This window comes from Peribacillus sp. NPDC096379, from assembly GCF_044762875.1.
Taxonomy (GTDB): Bacteria; Bacillota; Bacilli; order Bacillales; family DSM-1321; genus Peribacillus.
In genome coordinates this window covers 1,621,501-1,638,907 of record NZ_JBIWFD010000001.1, presented here as the reverse complement: position 1 = coordinate 1,638,907, position 17,407 = coordinate 1,621,501, and the positions used below count along the sequence as shown (strand labels likewise).

Sequence of the window (17,407 nt, the reverse complement as noted above, 5' to 3'; positions counted from 1 at the left end):
TCATCAATTATGATTTATCTTATCAATGAGGTACATTTTTGGGAGGTGATGATTTGGAAACAGAAAGAGTAAAAGCACATGAACCTATGGAACCAACACGGAAATCTACAGCCTTACTCTGGATTGGCGGAATTGCATTCACCTTTTTTATCGCTTTTCTTGGCTTCTTGTTAGCTAAAGTGCCAGGGTTTAATCATGTTGGTCTACTAGCATCTGCGATTGTTATTGCGGTAGTATACCGGCAAGTGTTTAGTTATCCAGAGGTGATCCGACCTGGAATTGCGTTCTCGTCAAAAAGGCTACTACGCTTAGCCATTATTTTGTATGGTTTGAAATTAAATATCAATACGGTTATACAAGACGGGATTGGGCTGCTAATTCGTGACGCTTGCGTCATTATTTTTGCAATTCTCTTAACCATTTGGCTTGCCAAAGTATTTAAGGCCGATAAAAACATTTCTTTGCTTTTAGGAGTTGGGACCGGCGTTTGCGGTGCTGCCGCCATCGCTGCGATTGCTCCGATTGTCAAAACAAAGGATGAAGATACGGCCATTGGAGTCGGAATTATTGCACTAGTTGGGACAATTTTTGCAATTGTTTACACCATTCTCCGTCCTATTTTACCATTATCAGCTATCGATTACGGGATTTGGTCGGGTATTAGCTTACACGAAATCGCCCATGTTGCCTTAGCTACCGCACCTGGTGGAGAAGATGCGCTTGCAATCGGCTTACTAGCAAAATTAGGCCGTGTGTTCCTGCTCGTTCCGCTATGCTTTATTTTCATGTACTTTATGAAGCGGAAAAATCCTGATCAGAATTCACAAGAGGACAGAATTGAATTCCCATGGTTCTTAATCGGATTCATCCTTATGAGTTTTTTCGGGAGCTATGCGCTTGGAAGTTATATCCCAGTTACTGAAGGAGTTCTGAGTGGTATCTCTAATCTAACTACTTGGTGTTTAACCGCGGCCATGGTAGGTCTAGGCCTAAATGTGAGTCTTCGTGATCTTCGCACAAAAGCGTTAAAACCATTGATTGCAATGTTGATAACCTCAATTTGTCTTAGTGTTTTATCATATTTTCTCGTATAACAACGCTTTATTATTAATAATGAACCCTAATTAGTTGCAAAGATTACTAAACTAAAGGCTAGGAGCCATTTTGTTTTCTCGCAGCATTACATTCATCTAAATAATGATTTCACGGGAATTCTTACACACAATCAATATGAACTTCTCATTTGAGATGACCTCACACTCTATTCTATTTACATTGTCATGTTTAGAGTGTGAGGGTCACCCTTTCTTTATCAGGCAGCCAACAACTAATTAAACTGGAAGTAAGTTTTCAACAACAATACTGTTTACGACATTAATATAAGCTAAAGCACTTGCTTTGATTACATCTGTATCTGTTGCTTTGGCGATGTATTTTTCTCCTTTATACTCTACTTGTAGCTTAACTTTACCTAACGCCTCTTTCCCTCTTGATACACTGCTAATTTTATATTCTAATAATTTAATATCTAAATCAATGATTTCTTTAATGGAAGAATATAGTGCATCAATTGGTCCAGATCCTACAGTACTACTCTTAAATATTTGATTTCCCTTCTTAATTTTCACACTTGCAGAAGGAAAAATGGGATTACTAATTACTTGAAGGTCGATTAGTTCATAGAAATTGTCGCTATAATATTTGATATCCTCATTATTCATATCATGTCTTGAGTAATAGTTTTCGACGATGACATATAAATCATGGTTATATACTTCTTTTTTCACATCTGCTAACTCAAGAAAATGAGCAAATATATCTTCAAATTGTGGATCTGTTAACTGATTAAACCCTAATTTTTCAAGAGCATTTTTCACTGCATGACGACCAGAACGAGCAGTTAAAACGAGTTCCATATCGCTTAAACCGACTTCTGTTGGGCTAATAATCTCATAAGCATCTCTTGATTTCAACAACCCATCTTGATGGATACCAGAAGAATGTGCAAAGGCATTATCCCCTGTAATTGCTTTATTCACTTGTACATCAAGCCCCATTAAACTACTGACAAGTTTTGAGGTATTTATTATTTCTTTTGTATTAATGTTTGTGTGAACATTATAGAATGCTTGACGCGTATTAAGAGCCATGACAACTTCTTCTAGAGCAGCATTACCTGCACGTTCACCAATACCATTGATCGTACATTCGACTTTATCAGCACCATTTTTAATAGCTGCCAACGTGTTTGAAGTTGCCATTCCAAGATCATTATGACAATGTACACTTAAAAGTACCTTATCATTTAGATTTTTCAAGCGGTCATTTAATTTGAAAATTAACTCACCAAACTCTTCAGGAACGGCATAACCAACTGTGTCAGGTACATTAATAATCGTAGCTCCCGCTTTCACAACAGCTTCAATTGTTGTCCATAAGTACTCAAAATCTGATCGAGACGCATCTTCTGTTGAATATTGCACATCGGGGAGTAGTGTTTTCGCATATTTCACTGCTTCCACACCAATGTCTAAAATTTGATTTTTGGATTTGCCAAATTTCTTCTCGACATGAATATCTGAAGTTCCAAGAACCATATGAATTAATGGTTTTTCAGCATATTTCACACTGTTATAAACAGAATCAATATCTGCTTTTACTGCCCGTGCTAACGCTGTGATTATGATATCATCTGTATTTCCCACTTTCGTTGCAATTTCTTTAACAGCATTAAAATCACCAACTGAAGATGCGGGGAAACCAGCCTCAATAATATCAACTTGCAGTTTCTTTAATTGCTGTGCTACTTCGAGTTTTTCATACAAATTAAGTTTAGCACCAGGAACTTGCTCCCCATCCCGTAAAGTTGTATCAAACACCCAAATTTTTCTTGACATTATAAAATCACTCCTTTTCAATAATTGGATATAAAAAAAGCCTCGCCTCTATAGAAACTATAGAGACGAGGCTTTGCTCGCGGTACCACTCTAATTGATTAATTCGCATAATTAATCCACTTAATTCGGTGGCTGTTACCACCTACCCTTATAACGGTCGAAAACCGACATCCCCTACTATTAGTTCACGGAGTAGCTTATGGACGAGTTCAAAGGCAAACAACTACCGATTTTCACCATCCATCGGCTCTCTTTAAGATTATTTAACCTTTTACTATTTCCAATCATCGCTTATTCATTATTAAGTTTAATATAATTCTAACTTGATAAAATTGGGAGGTCAAGTTTATTTTTTCTGAAAATAAATAGTATTCGCAACTTTAATTAATAAGGATAAAATTAATGGTATAAAGACGAATTCGGTATCTTTATAAGATGAGTTGAGAATTCTTGATTTTTCTAACAAAAAATTAAATAACTCGGAAATTATTTTGAGTGAATTTACTTAATACAGGGTAACGTAAAAATATAAAGAAGGAATGAAAAGGAAAAAATATATGTTTGCATGAATGTCAACCGTTTTATCTATGGGCTTCTTATACGGCTGTAATGGTGTGGACGAAGATGAGCCAGATCCAACAGAGGAACCTTCAGAGCAAAAGGAAGATACTTCTCAATAAAGGTGAAACTCCCATTAGTGGACTTTTCTCATCCCCACTACAAAAGGTAGTCTGTCTCGTTCTAGTGTCTCTAAATCGTAAGCTCACAGTTTTTAGAGCAACAGCCGAGTCGACTGTTAACCAAGATAAATAAGCGGGGGAAAGTCTTTCTGTAGATCTTCCCCCGCTTATTTATCAAAATTATTTAGTTACTATATACTTAGCTAAAATCAGCTGTATTGCCAATAAAATGGTTTCTAAAACTTAATTCTAAATCGTTTCTCCTCACTATTTCTTTCGTCTGATATGAGTATAAATGGAGTTTCCCTTTATAAACTAATTGAAGACTATTTAGAGCCAATAAATTTTGCGGCGTTACCATATTTGGTGATTTATCAATTATATGTTTTTTTTCATTCAAAATCGTTGCCACAAATTGAGAGCAAAAAAAGGCATTTTTTCTCTTTAAATTTATATTTAGTAGAATAGCAAATAGGCCTAGTAAATTATATTTGTAAAGGTCTTTTTCAGCTTCAATTTGTTTCACTTTACATATCATTCGCTCATAATCCAATTCTGAAACTTTAAAACTATATATTTCACATCTAGCTTTTTTAAATAATCCTACTGCTATTTTTTCCCTTACAAAGCCACCGATAAAAGGATTATCAGGTTTTTTACGGCCAAAACTGAAAATTTCTCTTAATTCATTATCAAATGAGATCGAAACATGGTTAAATGGTTGCTTCGTAAATAGTTTTATTAGCTTCGTAAAATACGTTCCTGTATCAGTAAATAGGAGATATACTTTTCTCTCTTTCATTTATAAGTACCACCATTTTCTATAGTTTCGGATTACTCTTCTACTCTCCTATTATACACAAAATAATACATACTTAGCGGCCACCAGAGCACACAAAAAATCGGATAGACCGCCCAAATCGTATGAGGTGAGGAAATAATATTTACACATATAAAAAATGTAATGAGTAATATACTTGCATGGATTGAGAATTTATAGTATGTCTTTTTCCATGCATGAAATACAGATAGTGGCCACCATAACACTACGAAAGTCGGATAGATAAACCATAAATATCCGGGAGAATGGAAGGCGTTTAAGATCGAATAGTATAGGATCATGCTCAAACTTCCAATTAATGCAACTCGTATCGTTTTCGCCTTCTTGCCTAAAAAGACAAGAATCGGCCACCAAAGGATCGGATAAACTGCATATAATGACCATGCATAGTTAGGTGAATAAAATATATTTTCAGCAATAATAAGAACGATAATAAACAGACTATAAATAATAGAAAGTAGTTTGTAATTCCCGTTTTTTTTAGAGTACAAGCCAATAGGCCATAACAGTAATAAGATAGACGGATAAATAAACCAAGGATATTGAGAGCTTGTTAAATAATTGACAAGCATGAAAAAGATCATACTCATTACACTTCCTGCCACAGCAAAGCCAACATCGTATTTCTTCATTTTCTAATCCCCCCTATTTTGAACGTTGCCAATGAAAATACATCGTTAAAGGCCACCATAAAACGGCGAAGGTTGGATAGACGAACCAAATCGTGTCAGGGGAATATGAAACATTGATAAAAATAAAAAGGGCAATGATTAAAAGACTCCCCCATATGGAATATCCTAAATTTAATTTAGTCATGTTTTTCTTTGTTGGTCGCTTTACTCCCAGTTCCTTTTTGATCTCTTCAATATCCCCAAAATCGACAATTGCTTTATTAATGGCATCTTCTTCTTCTTTCCCTTGTTCCATTAAATCCCACACTTTTTCTTCAAGGTTTTCCAAAACTTCTTGTTTGATTGCCTTTTTTTGCTCACTTTCTGGAATATCTTTAAATAATTCTTCAACATGATTTTTCAGTTTCTTCATTTTAAGCCCTCCATAAATAAATCAATTATTTCCTTAACCTCGTTCCATTCTTCAACCAATTCTTTTAAGTAGGCTTTTCCAAGTAACGTAATTCTGTAATATTTCCTTTTTCCACCTTGAGAAACACTACCTATATAGGCTTCAATTAATTCCTTTTTTTCTAGCCGTTGAAACACAGCATATAAGGTTGCCTCTTTTATGTGAAATCGATTGTCTGTACGTAGGCTAATTTCCTTCGATATTTCATACCCATACCTGTCTTCTTCTAAGATCAAACGTAAGATAATCGAATCCAAATGCCCACGAATAATATCACTTCTTATCATTTTTTCACTTCCTTGTACCTTAACTATTCTATCTGATAGAGTAATCTTACCTTTAATTGCTCTATCTGTCAAAGTAATTTTTTAGTTTTTAAACTATTAAAAAATTTGAATATGCTGGGTATACAAGGAAAAAAGGTGACAGAACAATAGTTCTAATGCCTATTAATTGCTTTTTCGTGTAATTTCTAGAGGCACTATTTAAAACTTCTTCTTTCTTACTATCAATCATGGGCCATTGTTTTAGGAAAAATATTGTAAAGTGAAGTGGAATTGATAAAACAATTGCACGGTATTTTTTTCCACCGATAAAACAAGCCAGCAAGGTCAAGCTATATAGGTATTCAATTTAAAAAGGAGAGGATTCGTATGAGCCCAAATAATCAACCAATTGATGTTAATCAGCTAAACCAAGCTAAAGCAAATGTTACACTGACTCAAACATTATTAAGCCAAGCAATCGAAAAATCTGCTTCAGATCCAACGTTAGCTGAGGAAGCAATCAAACAAGCCGCCAATGAAATTGCACAAGCCCAAACAGCAGTTAGTCAAGTCCAAAGTGCAATAATCGTCCAACAATCTGAATAAAAGAACTTTCGTTACTGTCCCAAGAACGTTGGGGTCAGACCCTTTTAGAAAAACTTCATTCCGTTTTTTAAACGAGTCAAAAATGGTACTATAATGGAATAATGGGTTCTCATTTATGAGGACCCATTATTTAAAATGATGATTTATTATTAAAGCGATTTTTATAAAGCTCTTATTCTGGCTGATTCAACGTATCTCGACCAATTGAAAATGGTGAACTAACTCCTTCATAGGATAAATGCATAGTCATTCCCACAGCTGCGTGATCGAGATTGTGACAATGTTCCATCCACACGCCTGGATTGTTCGCTAGAAAAGCGACCTCATAGGTTTCCCCAGGTACAACGTTCAGAGTATCTGTCCACCATGGACTACCCGTTACCAGCTTCCATTCTTACTTAAGACAAGCATACGATGGCCATGTAAATGCATCGGATGATCCATGAAACTCTTATTCACAAATGTTGTTTTTACCCAATCTCCTTCCTTTACCATCATTGTCGGGGTGTTCGGAAATATTTCCCCATTAATTGTCCATAAATAGTTTGGTTTCCCATCGTAAAAACCGAATCGTTGCCCAAGAACCATTGTGAATTTTCGATCAAAATCGCTTGAAAGATCAAAAGGTATTTGTAGACTTCCCCATATTCTTCAGGTTTAAAGCTTTGCATTTCAGCAGAAATAAGTGGAACGCTATTGACCATCTTGACTCAATAAGAGCTGCGCATCTGTTTTTCCTTGTTGTGAGTATCCACTTGTCTTTATTAACACAGGTTTATCTGGCATCGTAAATATAACATCATACCTTCCGCTTGCACCAAGTTCTAATTTCGTATTTTTTAGATCCTGTGGTTTATGGATGGATTGCCCATCAATCGCCGCTACTTTAAACTCTGAACCTTCAATAAAATATGTTTTTGTGTAATTCGTCGTATTAATTAAGCGCAAACGGACATCCGAACCTGTTGACATCCTTTTTTTCACAAACCCTTGGTCATGCCCATCAGAAACGATCGCCTCATTTCCACCAAAAAGCCAATTGTCCCCGATGGAGGTAATTTCGTTCGTTTTGCCGTCTTCATCACCTGACAAAACAACAAATGATCCGAATAGTCCTCTCTTCACCTGTTCAGAGGATTGTTGATGTGAGTGATACCAGTATGTCCCTTCGTCATTCGCTTTGAAACGATACGTAAATTGCTCTCCCACTTGAACGGCATCCTGGGTCATTCCAGCAACTCCATCCATCGCATTTGGTACGTTATAACCGTGCCAATGAATCGTCACTCCTGCCTCAATGTCTTTATTAATTAAAGTCACTTCCACCAATTCGTCCTTTTGAATTCTTAATTGAGGACCAGGATATTGTCCATTAAATATCCAAGCATCAAATGTCTCCCCATCACTTAATTCGATGGGTTTTTTCTGGGATACAAGGGTATAGGTCCGGTCTGGTTTGGCTGAACTGCTGTCGACAAGTTCCGTTACACTTACGTCATGCCCCCGCTATGATGACTATGGTTATGATGGATCATTGAACCACCGCCTAATTCAACGTTGTCATGATTCACCATACTAATTTCGGCTGGCAATGTACTTCTTTCCATTCCCATAGTGATCCAGCTGATGCCGCCGATGATAAAAACAGCGATGATAGCCAATCGTTTAATTAACCGTATCATCCACTTAGGCTTTTGAAAATCTTCTTTTGTAACCTTTTCATGTATTCTTTTTTGAAGTAAAAATAAAAAACATACTAATAATCCAAATACAACAAAAAAGAGTAATAAATCAATTCCCTCTGGTAACACACCTGACCCAAAAATCGATAAACCTAATATCAAGACTGCACCTAGCTGCATGGTCTTAATTGGGAATGAAAAACGTGGGGAAGCGGCTATTTTCCTACATAAGGATACAACCTCTTTATCTCCTTCCTCAATCGCTTTTATTTGGCTAAATATCGGCATCGTCCAAATCATCACCATGATTGATGGAAAAAGAATTAATGGAAGAAACACAAATACTTTATCTTCTATAAATAGCCAACCTAACATCGCACCCATTGTTATTATTGAACTGATCCAAGCGAAATTGAGCACCAACCCTGAGCGAATACTAAAGAGGATGACTCCTTTCCAAATCCTTTGTCCCTTCTTTGTTGAAGCATATATAAGGCCATTCGTTGAATAAATAGCTAGTCCCCATATAACAACAAGTAAGATGGAAATAAACTGGCCTACTGAATAAATAAATTCAAACATAAATACATAGCACTCCCTTTCAGATAACACCATTAACGATACATGAAAGGGGATATTCTAAACATGGACTTAAAAAGTACATTTTAATAAGCCTTGAGTCTTATTTTTCATTGACCTGATAGGTATACATTGATTGTCAAGAAACAAAAAATCAAAAAACATCTCTCGAATTTTCGAGAGATGTTTTTTGATTTATTCAAATTGGTATCATAATTAGCTATTAGTACGTGTTCAAAAAGGATAATTAGAGCCAAGAAGTTCGATAGCTACTTTAACGAGCACTAGGGGATGAAGCCCCCACTGATTGAAACTTCACTTTATTTCAGTCTTGTTATTACACTTTCAATAACAACTCGCCACATGTCAGGATCTGTTGTAACCTTTTCTTTGAACTGACCAAAAACTTCTTTCTGCTTGTCTTTGAAGTCAGCAGCATCTTTGTCTGGGAGATTAACCAACAATGTTTGTAGAAACTCCTGCACTTTTTCTGCTCGGGGTCCCCATACCCTTTGCTCATTTCCAGCTTCATCAATAAAGATAAAAATTGGAATAGAACGCGCTGTTCCATTCGTTAGATATTGATCCATTAATTCTAAATTTTCATCGCGGATCAAAAACTTCAAATCCATATTACTTTTTTCTGCGATTCGTTGAATAATTGGGACGCAGAATGAAGCATCTCCACACCAATCGGCAGTAAGTACGATACCTCTCCATTTCTTGTTAGCTAAATTGCTGAAGAATTGAAAGTCTTCTTCAGTAAAATCCACTTTTTCGTAAACACGAGAAAGTTCATCACGATTTACTTCCATGCTCTTTCTGTATTCTTCAAACGACATTCCTTTTTCAAACCACGTATTCAATGACAACATCATCACTACTTTCATTTTAGAATGGTACTATTTCCATATTAAAAGATTTGCGATAATTTTGGAAGAAATTGAACTTGCTTTTTAATGGTATGTTGCACTTGTCTCCTTGACTAATAAATTTATCCTATTAGCGTTCTGTATGTAAGGAATTATGAAGGGTATTTCCTATGAAAAAGAAAGAATGGAAAACAAGTCCTGTGAACACAATCCGCGAATACGTGGTATGAAACAACCACTTCCCTCTAATGAGAAATGTATAGGACAACACCTTTTTTTGAAACCTATTCGAGCTTTTATATTTAGAAAGAATGCAGAATTAATAGTAGCCGTTCCATGTTTTCATTTTTCCTTCATATTTCTCCCAAAAAAGATTTCATCCATTTCTCGCTTTAATCTTCTTGTGATTTCTTTCTCTTCATTCTGTGAAATTTTATCTTTTGTATATCCGAATAAGTAATTATTTAAGTCAAATTCTCTTAATTTACATTTTGTGTGGAAGATATTTTCTTGGTACACATTAACATCAATCATGTCATATTGATCTTTTACATTTTCAGGAATATAATTTTGAATCGAATTAATGTCCTGATCTATGAAGAGTTTATGACCATTTTTGTCTCTTGTAAATCCTCGAACACGAAAATCCATCGTCATGATGTCGGTATCAAACGAATGGATCAAATAATTCAATGCTTTAAGCGGAGAAATCTCTCCACAAGTGGAAACATCAATGTCTGCCCGAAATGTACTAATTCCTTCATCTGGATGATATTCGGGGTATGTATGCACCGTAATATGACTTTTATCAAGATGCACGACTAGTGCTTCTGGCAAGGGACCTGGCGACTTCTCTAACGATTCTGAAGGTGCAATAATTGGACCTTCTGACACCAGCATTGTAACACTTGCCCCTTGTGGATAGTAATCTTGCCTCGCCACATTTAATACATGTGCACCAATCATATCTGACACCGTTTCTAAAATGGCCGTTAATCTTTCAGCATTATATTGCTCATCGATATATTCTAGATACGCTTCACGCTCTTCTTTCGTTTTTGTGTAACAAATATCATACATATTAAAGCTAAGTGATTTCGTTAAATTATTAAACCCATGCAACTCAATACGCTGCTCTGGTGTAAGTTTCATGAATAATTCCCTCCATTTTATCCCGCATTAACGGAAAGTCAAGACCCCCACCTTCAAACGAAGGAACGTAAAGGTGGAGGTTAACTGCCCGTAAAAGCCCGATTGGTTCAACTAACAATCCAGTGGGGGATGAAGAAAATACCTACTGATTGAAGTTTTACTTTATTGAAAAGGCCGTTATGTATTATCATTACCCAATCCCATCGATAAAAAACGAAAAGTTAAAGCAGGCAAACAGAGTGAAATAACAGTTCATAAGTGAATTTAATATTTTTAAAATTAAAGGATATAAGAGTAATCGTTTAAAAAAATAAACCAGGATAACCTCTTTATTAAGAAGTTATCCTGGTTTTTACTTAATTAGCTTCCATTGATGCTGTCTTTCTACTGATTTTTCTGTTCCTTTATGCTCTAACTTAATCGTATAGGACTTTAATTCAGGTAACTCAGTTCCTTCTTTTGCTTCAATCGTTTGTGCTCTTTTGATTTTCCCTCCGCCTTGCCCAACTTCTACATAATTCCCCGAAAACGGTGCAGTTTGATTAGATTTTACAAATGTACTCATCATATACCTCCTTGTATTTGGTAAATATAGTTCAATCATACATAATACTTATAGATAAATGCAAGTTCTGGTATATTGAATTTTCTGTTAATACTTAAACACTTATTACTGAACGTAGACAGTGCTTCTATGTATTAAAGCGGACTTTTATTTCATATTTATAGATTCTTTTCTTTTTTATGGCTCATATGATGGGCAAAAGATGCCTTAAGATCACTTTGTCTTCACCATTTTTCTTGGCAACCTGTGGCTATTATTGCAAATTAATCTACCAATCAGGATATGATACCAACATATTATCTCGTTTGATTATAGTTACGTATAAACTTTTCTTTTTAGAAAATGTGAGTGACCTACATCAATACATAGCTTTTATACAATAAGATGGTTTATACTAGATGTATACGACATACCTGATCAGGAGGATTTTTTACATGACAGACAATAATCAAGTTACTTCAGAAGAAACACCCAAGAAGAAAATAAGCCTTCAAGATGCAATTAAGCAGCAGCTTGAAGCGAAAAAAAATCAAGGCTCTAAAGGAAAAACAAATACGAATGGGCTACAGACAGGTCAAAAGATGAAGAGCCAGCAAACGAAAAAAGTCAGCAATACCCGCAGAAAAATGGGTGTATGATGAACGGGCAAACTAGAAAAGATATCACACCTGGAGCTGCCGTTGAAATCGTTCTTAAAGCAGACCAACGCACAGGAAAATTAACTAGTGGAATTGTGAAGGATCTCTTAACAAAATCAAGTTCCCACCCTCATGGCATTAAAGTAAGGCTAACCGACGGACAGGTTGGAAGAGTGAAAAACATCCGTTCAACTTAATATCTAGAAAAAGCATCGAGAAGAATTCTCTGATGCTTTTTTACTTCCTCTCAAACCCTGACAGAAAGATACCCTCTGACACTTCAACGGTTTTTACTTTTATAAAGCCCAATGACAGGTATAGATTTTTTGCTGGGTAGTTTTTCTCGCCAGTCATGACGGTTAGTTTTTTATGACCATTTATTGTATGTAAAATATATTGAACAAGTTTTTTTGCTACTCCTTTCCTGAAAAAATTAGGATGAACGACCATGCGGCAAATATCGATTTCTGTCTCTGTTTCTTCGAAGGATATAAACCCAGTAAGCTGATTTTCTATATAATAGCCGAAGAATTGTTCTCTACTAGCCATAATCGTCTCTACTGTGTCTTTTAAAGGAGGAATTTCATGAAAATTAATTAGCTCTGCCTCAATTTGATAGGCTGGAAGTTGGATACCTAAAACTTCACGTGCTGTTTCTTCTTGTTTTATATTCATTGTTTTGATCAATTTTTATCCCCCTATCTTCTTCATTTACTTGTTTAAATAATTTAGAGCGATGCTTCACGTAATTTTGTCATTTAAGAGCATCGATTGCTTGTAACAGGATCCGTAAACACCAAATCTCCCACGTCCCCCCTTCTTTTTGAACATCCTCATATACAGAACAAAGACCCCCTGTAAAAATAGGAGGTCAACGCCCAATAGATTATTCTAGGTTAATCGAATTCCCTTCTTCAACCACATGGAATAAGAGATGTGCCAAGTGATGAATCGGACCATACGAATCATCTTCTTCATCATCCTCTGGGAAATCGTCGACTCCTTGTAAATAAAGTGTGATGAACTCATAAAAATCTTTCATTTCAAATGAGTAACAAGCTTGTGGATCTTCATTGTCTTCTTCATATTGAAGCATCAAATAAGAAAGATCCCCATCTTTGTCTTGTCCATCAAAAAATACGAATAAACCTACATTCGTATCAAGCTCAAATAATTGACGTGTTCCTCCAACAGTTGCTTGTTCGAACTCCTGCTCCATCAGTTTTTGGACAAGCATTGTATCTACATCATCTTCCTTATGAAACGTTACATTAAATGATTTCATCCATATCCTCCTTTAATTTGGTGACTGCGTTAGTACTATAACCAATTATTGGCGATTATATGAAATCAACTTCTAGATAAATCGGGCAGTGATCACTTCCAAGAACATGGGGATGAATGCCAGCCTCCAATAAATTGGTATCTAGGCGTTTTGATGCAAGAAAATAGTCAATCCGCCAACCAATGTTCCGCTCCCTGACCTTGCTCATATAGGACCACCATGTGTAAGCCCCTTCTTTTTCAGGGTGTAAATATCGAAACGTATCAACAAATCCAGCTTGAAGCAAATCGGTCATTTTCTCACGCTCTTCAATGGTAAATCCAGAATTACCGAAATTAGATTTTGCATTTCGTAAATCTATTTCCTGATGGGCAACATTTAAATCTCCACAAAATAAAACCGGCTTCTTCTGATCCAGTTCGGTTAAATAAGCGCAAATTTCATCTTCCCATTGAAGTCGATAATCAAGTCTTGTTAAATCCCGTTTAGCATTTGGCACATACACATTAACCAAATAAAAAGATTCGAACTCTAACGTAATAATGCGTCCTTCTGGTTCTTCATCTTGATCCCCGACACCGTATGAAACAGATAATGGTTTTTGTTTTGTAAAAACAGCTGTTCCGGAGTAGCCTTTTTTCCATGCATAATTCCAGTATTGATAGTAGCCATCAAGCTCCAATTCGATTTGTCCTTCTTGTAGCTTTGTTTCCTGCAAACAAAAGATATCTGCGTCTACTTCGTGAAAATAATCAAGAAAACCTTTCTTAACACAGGCTCGAATTCCATTTACATTCCAAGAAACTAATCTCATTTTTCTACTCTCCCTAATACATTTGCTAATTATCTTTTTTCTACTATACAATGTTCACAATCATATTCCTATTAAAGAACATCTGAAAACAAGCGACTGAATGCTTCCTTCGATTTCACAACAAAGCCTCGCTTACGATAAGAGTCCATCTCTACTTTTTCACTCTCTAGAATGTCTCCTTCATAATTCTCCACAAGTTCATTAATAGATTGTGTTCCAAGTAAAAAAACATTTACTTCGAAATTCAAATGAAAACTGCGTTTGTCCATATTGGCTGTTCCGATTGTCGCCATATCATGATCGACAATAATAACTTTCTGATGTAAAAACCCCCTTTTATACAAATAAATCTCTACATTGCACTCAAGCAGCTCATTGAAATAGGAGCGACTTGCATTTTGAGTCAGAAACCCATCATTTACTTCTGGAATCATTAAACGTACTTGAACGCCTTTTTGAGCAGCGAATTTCATAGCTGCACGGATTGCCTCATCTGGAACAAAATAAGGGGTCGCAATCCAAATCGATTTCGTTGCACATGAAATAAGCGCATAATAAAAATCACTCATAATGCCTTGCTGGGTATCTGGACCGCTTGCTACAATCTGGACAGCACCGTCACCCAGTTTGTCAGTCCGATTCATTTTCGGTCTTTCAGAAAGAACCTGCTCCCCGCTCACATACTCCCAATCCATTAAAAATACCGTATGTAACGTATAGACTGCCTCACCCTCTATTTCCAAATGAGTATCTCTCCAGAACCCAATTTTTTTATTTTTACCTAAGTATTCTTCCCCAACATTCAACCCCCCAACGAAACCTGTTTGTCCATCAATAACAATGATCTTCCTATGATTTCTGAAATTGAATTTTTGATTAAAAAAACCACTTTTCAATGGTGAAAATGGTTGGACCTTCACTCCAGCAGAAATCATATCCTTAATATCAGATTTGGCTAGACTAAAGCTACCTGCCGCATCAAAAATAAATAAGACTTCCACCCCTTCTTTGGCCTTCTCCATCAAAATATGTATGATCTCTTTTCCAAGCCGGTCTGACCTAAAAATATAATATTCGATATGAATAAATTGCTTTGCTTCTTTTAGTTTCTTAATAATTTCACTAAATGTTTCTTTTCCGTTTTTTAAAACATACGTATTAGAGTTCGTGCTGAATGTAGTTTGTGAAGCATTACTAGCAAACGTTGAAAAGACTCGTTGATGATCGTTTAGAAAGGATAAATCAGGTGATGTCGCTTGATTTACTAGTTTTCTCCATTCTTCACGGTTACTCTGACGCTTCGTTCTAAATAAATATCCTTTTAAGTAGAGCTGTCCTGAATATAGGTAAAACATATAGCCAAACACAGGGATAAATAACAAAACATACATCCAGAGCAACGTGTGGTGGGAAGATCGGTATTCCAACATCAAGGAATACGTCGTGATGAGGATAATGAGAACGTATAATCCAATCGAAAAAAGCTTCAGGTTTAAGCTAAAACTGCTAAAAAAAACGATATAAACGGATAACATTAAGACAAATAAAAATATAAATTCCATTCTTCGTCTTTTCATAAGGCTCATCCTCATCTAATTAAATTATTCTCTCTCTTCTTTATACCCGATTCTGAGTATAAAGAAAACCTTGCAATAATCATGACTATACATATAATGAAAGAAAGCATGATATCTTTTTTAAAGGGAGTGACAATACTTGGCTAAATCAAGAGCAATGAAGATTAGAGAAAAACATCTAAGGGAAGGTAACAGAGATGTTTCAATAAGCAGAGGAACATGGGGTGAGCTGAAGCCAATTAGTCGAATGACAAAAACGAAGCAAGCAACTTTAGCAAAATTTGAAAAGAAGCATAAAAGGAATCAATCTCAGGACAGATATGAGATTGATTCCTTTTTACATTTTACTACCTAACGGATTTGCACTATTTACTATCAGGAGCATATCAAAAGGTAAAAAGCACTCCCAATGTTTCATGGAAGTGCCACTTTTTTTATACTAACATTTCATATAATTCTTTGTATTCCTTAGAAGACTTATCCCAGCTGTAATCAATACTCATCGCTCGTTCAACGAGCTTTTTCCATTTCTTCGGTTGATAGCGATAAAACCAAACCGCCCGTTCAATTGTGTATAACATATCATGAGCATTGTAATTCGAGAAGCTAAATCCATTCCCTTGATCGCTCAGCTCATTATACGGAACGACGGTATCTTTAAGACCTCCAGTTTCTCTTACAAGTGGAAGTGTACCATAGCGCAGTGCAAGCAGCTGCCCGATACCACAAGGCTCAAAATGTGAAGGCATCAAAAACAGGTCAGAACCTGCATAGATTCTCCGAGATAATCCTTCATCGAAATAAATTTGTGCTGAAACTTGTTCAGGGTAGCGATGTGCTAAATCTTTAAATGCCCATTCATAATGTTCTTCGCCTGTTCCAAGTACGATAACCTGAACATTTTGCTTGATAATATCTTCCATTACACGAAGAACTAAATCGATCCCTTTTTGATCAACTAGCCTTGTTACCATTGAAATAACTGGAATTTCTTCATTCACAGGTAGTCCTAATTGTTCCTGGAGCATTCGTTTATTCGCCATTTTGCCTTCATAAGACTTATAGCCTGTAAAAAGAGCTTGGTCTAGTGCTGGATTATATGTGTCAAGATCAATTCCATTGACGATTCCACGAAGATTTCCACTCCGCTTTCGCAAGAATCCATCTAAATTTTCTCCATAATAAGACATTTGAATTTCATTTGCATAGGTCGGACTAACCGTCGTCAAATAATCAGCATATGCCAATCCTGCTTTCATATAACTAACATTTCCGCGAAATTCCAGACCATCCATATGGAAATATAGCTCACTTAAATCAAGTAGCTCTGATAAAACACTCTTAGAAAACACGCCTTGATATCGCAAATTATGGATCGTGAATACAGTTTTTATCCCCTGATAAAATGGATGATTACGATAATGGGCTTTTAATAGAACAGGGATAGGCCCTGTCTGCCAATCATGACAATGGATAATGTCAGGCTTTTTATCAAGATGAGGAATTGCTTCAAGCACTGCCCGTGAAAAGAAGGCGAACCGTTCCCCATCATCATAATATCCATAACTACCATACCGTTTGAAGTAGTACTCGTTATCAAGAAAATAGATAGTTATTCCTTCATGTTCGAGTTTTTCAATTCCACAATATTGTTCTCTCCAGCCAACAGGTACATCAATAATTTTAACGAGTTCTAATTGGTCCTTATATTCTACTGCAAGGTCACTGTATTTAGGTAAAATAACTGTTACCTCGACACCTTGTTGTTGCAGAGCTTTTGGTAATGCACCGATTACATCCCCGAGCCCTCCGGTTTTGATGAACGGGGCACACTCGGATGCAGCATATAAAATATTCATTACAAATCCTC

At 36.0% G+C, this 17,407-nt stretch carries 22 protein-coding genes and 1 other annotated feature; of the genes, 5 read left to right on the top strand and 17 right to left on the bottom strand.

The genetic code is table 11. From position 1 onward, the window contains the following. The first annotated feature begins 86 nt into the window (after positions 1–86). A complete protein-coding gene (locus tag ACIQZI_RS07765; RefSeq protein WP_403072154.1) occupies positions 87–1,094 on the top strand; it encodes a YeiH family protein in 1,008 nt (335 codons plus the stop codon). A gap of 237 nt (positions 1,095–1,331) precedes the next feature. On the opposite strand, the gene ACIQZI_RS07760 is transcribed toward ACIQZI_RS07765, so the two are convergent. The 5 genes from ACIQZI_RS07760 to ACIQZI_RS07740 form a co-directional block, all read right to left on the bottom strand. Next, positions 1,332–2,897, bottom strand: coding sequence for a 2-isopropylmalate synthase (locus ACIQZI_RS07760; RefSeq protein WP_403071268.1), 1,566 nt, complete (start codon positions 2,895–2,897; stop codon positions 1,332–1,334). Between the two features lie 58 nt (positions 2,898–2,955). Beyond that, positions 2,956–3,194 (bottom strand) — a binding site (T-box leader). A 582-nt stretch (positions 3,195–3,776) separates the two neighbouring features. Further along, positions 3,777–4,379 (bottom strand): hypothetical protein, encoded by a 603-nt coding sequence (locus tag ACIQZI_RS07755; protein WP_216636866.1) that lies wholly within the window; start codon positions 4,377–4,379, stop codon positions 3,777–3,779. A 32-nt stretch (positions 4,380–4,411) separates the two neighbouring features. Continuing rightward, on the bottom strand, positions 4,412–5,050 hold the full coding sequence (locus tag ACIQZI_RS07750) for a hypothetical protein (protein WP_403071264.1): 639 nt from the start codon (positions 5,048–5,050) through the stop codon (positions 4,412–4,414). A 13-nt stretch (positions 5,051–5,063) separates the two neighbouring features. Beyond that, a complete protein-coding gene (locus ACIQZI_RS07745) occupies positions 5,064–5,462 on the bottom strand; it encodes a permease prefix domain 1-containing protein (protein ID WP_062179397.1) in 399 nt (132 codons plus the stop codon). Further along, complete coding sequence (locus tag ACIQZI_RS07740; protein ID WP_062179394.1) at positions 5,459–5,788, bottom strand: PadR family transcriptional regulator; 330 nt, start codon at positions 5,786–5,788, stop codon at positions 5,459–5,461. Before ACIQZI_RS07740 ends, ACIQZI_RS07745 begins: the two co-directional genes overlap by 4 nt. Positions 5,789–6,154: 366 nt before the next feature. Here ACIQZI_RS07740 and ACIQZI_RS07735 point away from each other — a divergent pair, with 366 nt between their 5' ends. Continuing rightward, positions 6,155–6,373 carry a hypothetical protein gene (locus ACIQZI_RS07735; RefSeq protein WP_049681663.1) on the top strand — a complete coding sequence of 73 codons (219 nt, stop codon included), beginning with the start codon at positions 6,155–6,157 and terminating at the stop codon, positions 6,371–6,373. A 172-nt stretch (positions 6,374–6,545) separates the two neighbouring features. On the opposite strand, the gene ACIQZI_RS07730 is transcribed toward ACIQZI_RS07735, so the two are convergent. From ACIQZI_RS07730 to ACIQZI_RS07700, 7 genes are all read right to left on the bottom strand, one after another. Beyond that, a complete protein-coding gene (locus ACIQZI_RS07730) occupies positions 6,546–6,758 on the bottom strand; it encodes a multicopper oxidase domain-containing protein (RefSeq protein WP_403072151.1) in 213 nt (70 codons plus the stop codon). Beyond that, a complete protein-coding gene (locus ACIQZI_RS07725; protein ID WP_403071259.1) occupies positions 6,752–6,961 on the bottom strand; it encodes a multicopper oxidase domain-containing protein in 210 nt (69 codons plus the stop codon). Before ACIQZI_RS07725 ends, ACIQZI_RS07730 begins: the two co-directional genes overlap by 7 nt. A gap of 105 nt (positions 6,962–7,066) precedes the next feature. After that, on the bottom strand, positions 7,067–7,789 hold the full coding sequence (locus ACIQZI_RS07720; RefSeq protein WP_403072148.1) for a multicopper oxidase family protein: 723 nt from the start codon (positions 7,787–7,789) through the stop codon (positions 7,067–7,069). 74 nt (positions 7,790–7,863) lie between these two features. Beyond that, on the bottom strand, positions 7,864–8,637 hold the full coding sequence (locus ACIQZI_RS07715; RefSeq protein ID WP_403071256.1) for a hypothetical protein: 774 nt from the start codon (positions 8,635–8,637) through the stop codon (positions 7,864–7,866). Positions 8,638–8,954: 317 nt separating this feature from the next. Further along, on the bottom strand, positions 8,955–9,515 hold the full coding sequence (locus ACIQZI_RS07710; RefSeq protein WP_403072145.1) for a thioredoxin family protein: 561 nt from the start codon (positions 9,513–9,515) through the stop codon (positions 8,955–8,957). A gap of 333 nt (positions 9,516–9,848) precedes the next feature. Continuing rightward, positions 9,849–10,658, bottom strand: a complete 810-nt coding sequence (speD, locus tag ACIQZI_RS07705) for an adenosylmethionine decarboxylase (protein WP_403071253.1) — start codon at positions 10,656–10,658, stop codon at positions 9,849–9,851. A 352-nt stretch (positions 10,659–11,010) separates the two neighbouring features. Continuing rightward, the gene (locus tag ACIQZI_RS07700; protein WP_062179381.1) at positions 11,011–11,223 is read right to left on the bottom strand and encodes a hypothetical protein; all 213 of its coding nucleotides are present in this window, start codon (positions 11,221–11,223) and stop codon (positions 11,011–11,013) included. Positions 11,224–11,657: 434 nt separating this feature from the next. On the opposite strand from ACIQZI_RS07700, the gene ACIQZI_RS07695 reads away from it, so the two are divergent. Together ACIQZI_RS07695 and ACIQZI_RS07690 are read left to right on the top strand one after the other, a co-directional pair. Further along, positions 11,658–11,861: a hypothetical protein gene (locus ACIQZI_RS07695; RefSeq protein WP_403071250.1), complete on the top strand. Its 204-nt coding sequence runs from the start codon at positions 11,658–11,660 to the stop codon at positions 11,859–11,861. Beyond that, positions 11,861–12,058, top strand: coding sequence for a YwbE family protein (locus ACIQZI_RS07690; protein ID WP_403072142.1), 198 nt, complete (start codon positions 11,861–11,863; stop codon positions 12,056–12,058). Before ACIQZI_RS07695 ends, ACIQZI_RS07690 begins: the two co-directional genes overlap by 1 nt. 40 nt (positions 12,059–12,098) lie before the next feature. On the opposite strand, the gene ACIQZI_RS07685 is transcribed toward ACIQZI_RS07690, so the two are convergent. From ACIQZI_RS07685 to cls, 4 genes are all read right to left on the bottom strand, one after another. Further along, the gene (locus tag ACIQZI_RS07685; protein WP_403071247.1) at positions 12,099–12,548 is read right to left on the bottom strand and encodes a GNAT family N-acetyltransferase; all 450 of its coding nucleotides are present in this window, start codon (positions 12,546–12,548) and stop codon (positions 12,099–12,101) included. A 199-nt stretch (positions 12,549–12,747) separates the two neighbouring features. Next, positions 12,748–13,146: a hypothetical protein gene (locus tag ACIQZI_RS07680; protein ID WP_062179369.1), complete on the bottom strand. Its 399-nt coding sequence runs from the start codon at positions 13,144–13,146 to the stop codon at positions 12,748–12,750. A gap of 55 nt (positions 13,147–13,201) precedes the next feature. Continuing rightward, entirely contained in the window at positions 13,202–13,960 is a 759-nt protein-coding gene (locus tag ACIQZI_RS07675) for an exodeoxyribonuclease III (protein WP_062179366.1), read from the bottom strand. A gap of 71 nt (positions 13,961–14,031) precedes the next feature. Continuing rightward, positions 14,032–15,537 (bottom strand): cardiolipin synthase, encoded by a 1,506-nt coding sequence (gene cls, locus ACIQZI_RS07670; protein ID WP_403071243.1) that lies wholly within the window; start codon positions 15,535–15,537, stop codon positions 14,032–14,034. Positions 15,538–15,676: 139 nt separating this feature from the next. Here cls and ACIQZI_RS07665 point away from each other — a divergent pair, with 139 nt between their 5' ends. After that, entirely contained in the window at positions 15,677–15,892 is a 216-nt protein-coding gene (locus tag ACIQZI_RS07665; protein ID WP_403071240.1) for a hypothetical protein, read from the top strand. 79 nt (positions 15,893–15,971) lie between these two features. Here ACIQZI_RS07665 and glgA read toward each other — a convergent pair whose 3' ends face one another. Then, entirely contained in the window at positions 15,972–17,396 is a 1,425-nt protein-coding gene (glgA, locus tag ACIQZI_RS07660) for a glycogen synthase GlgA (RefSeq protein WP_403071237.1), read from the bottom strand. Positions 17,397–17,407 lie beyond the last annotated feature (11 nt).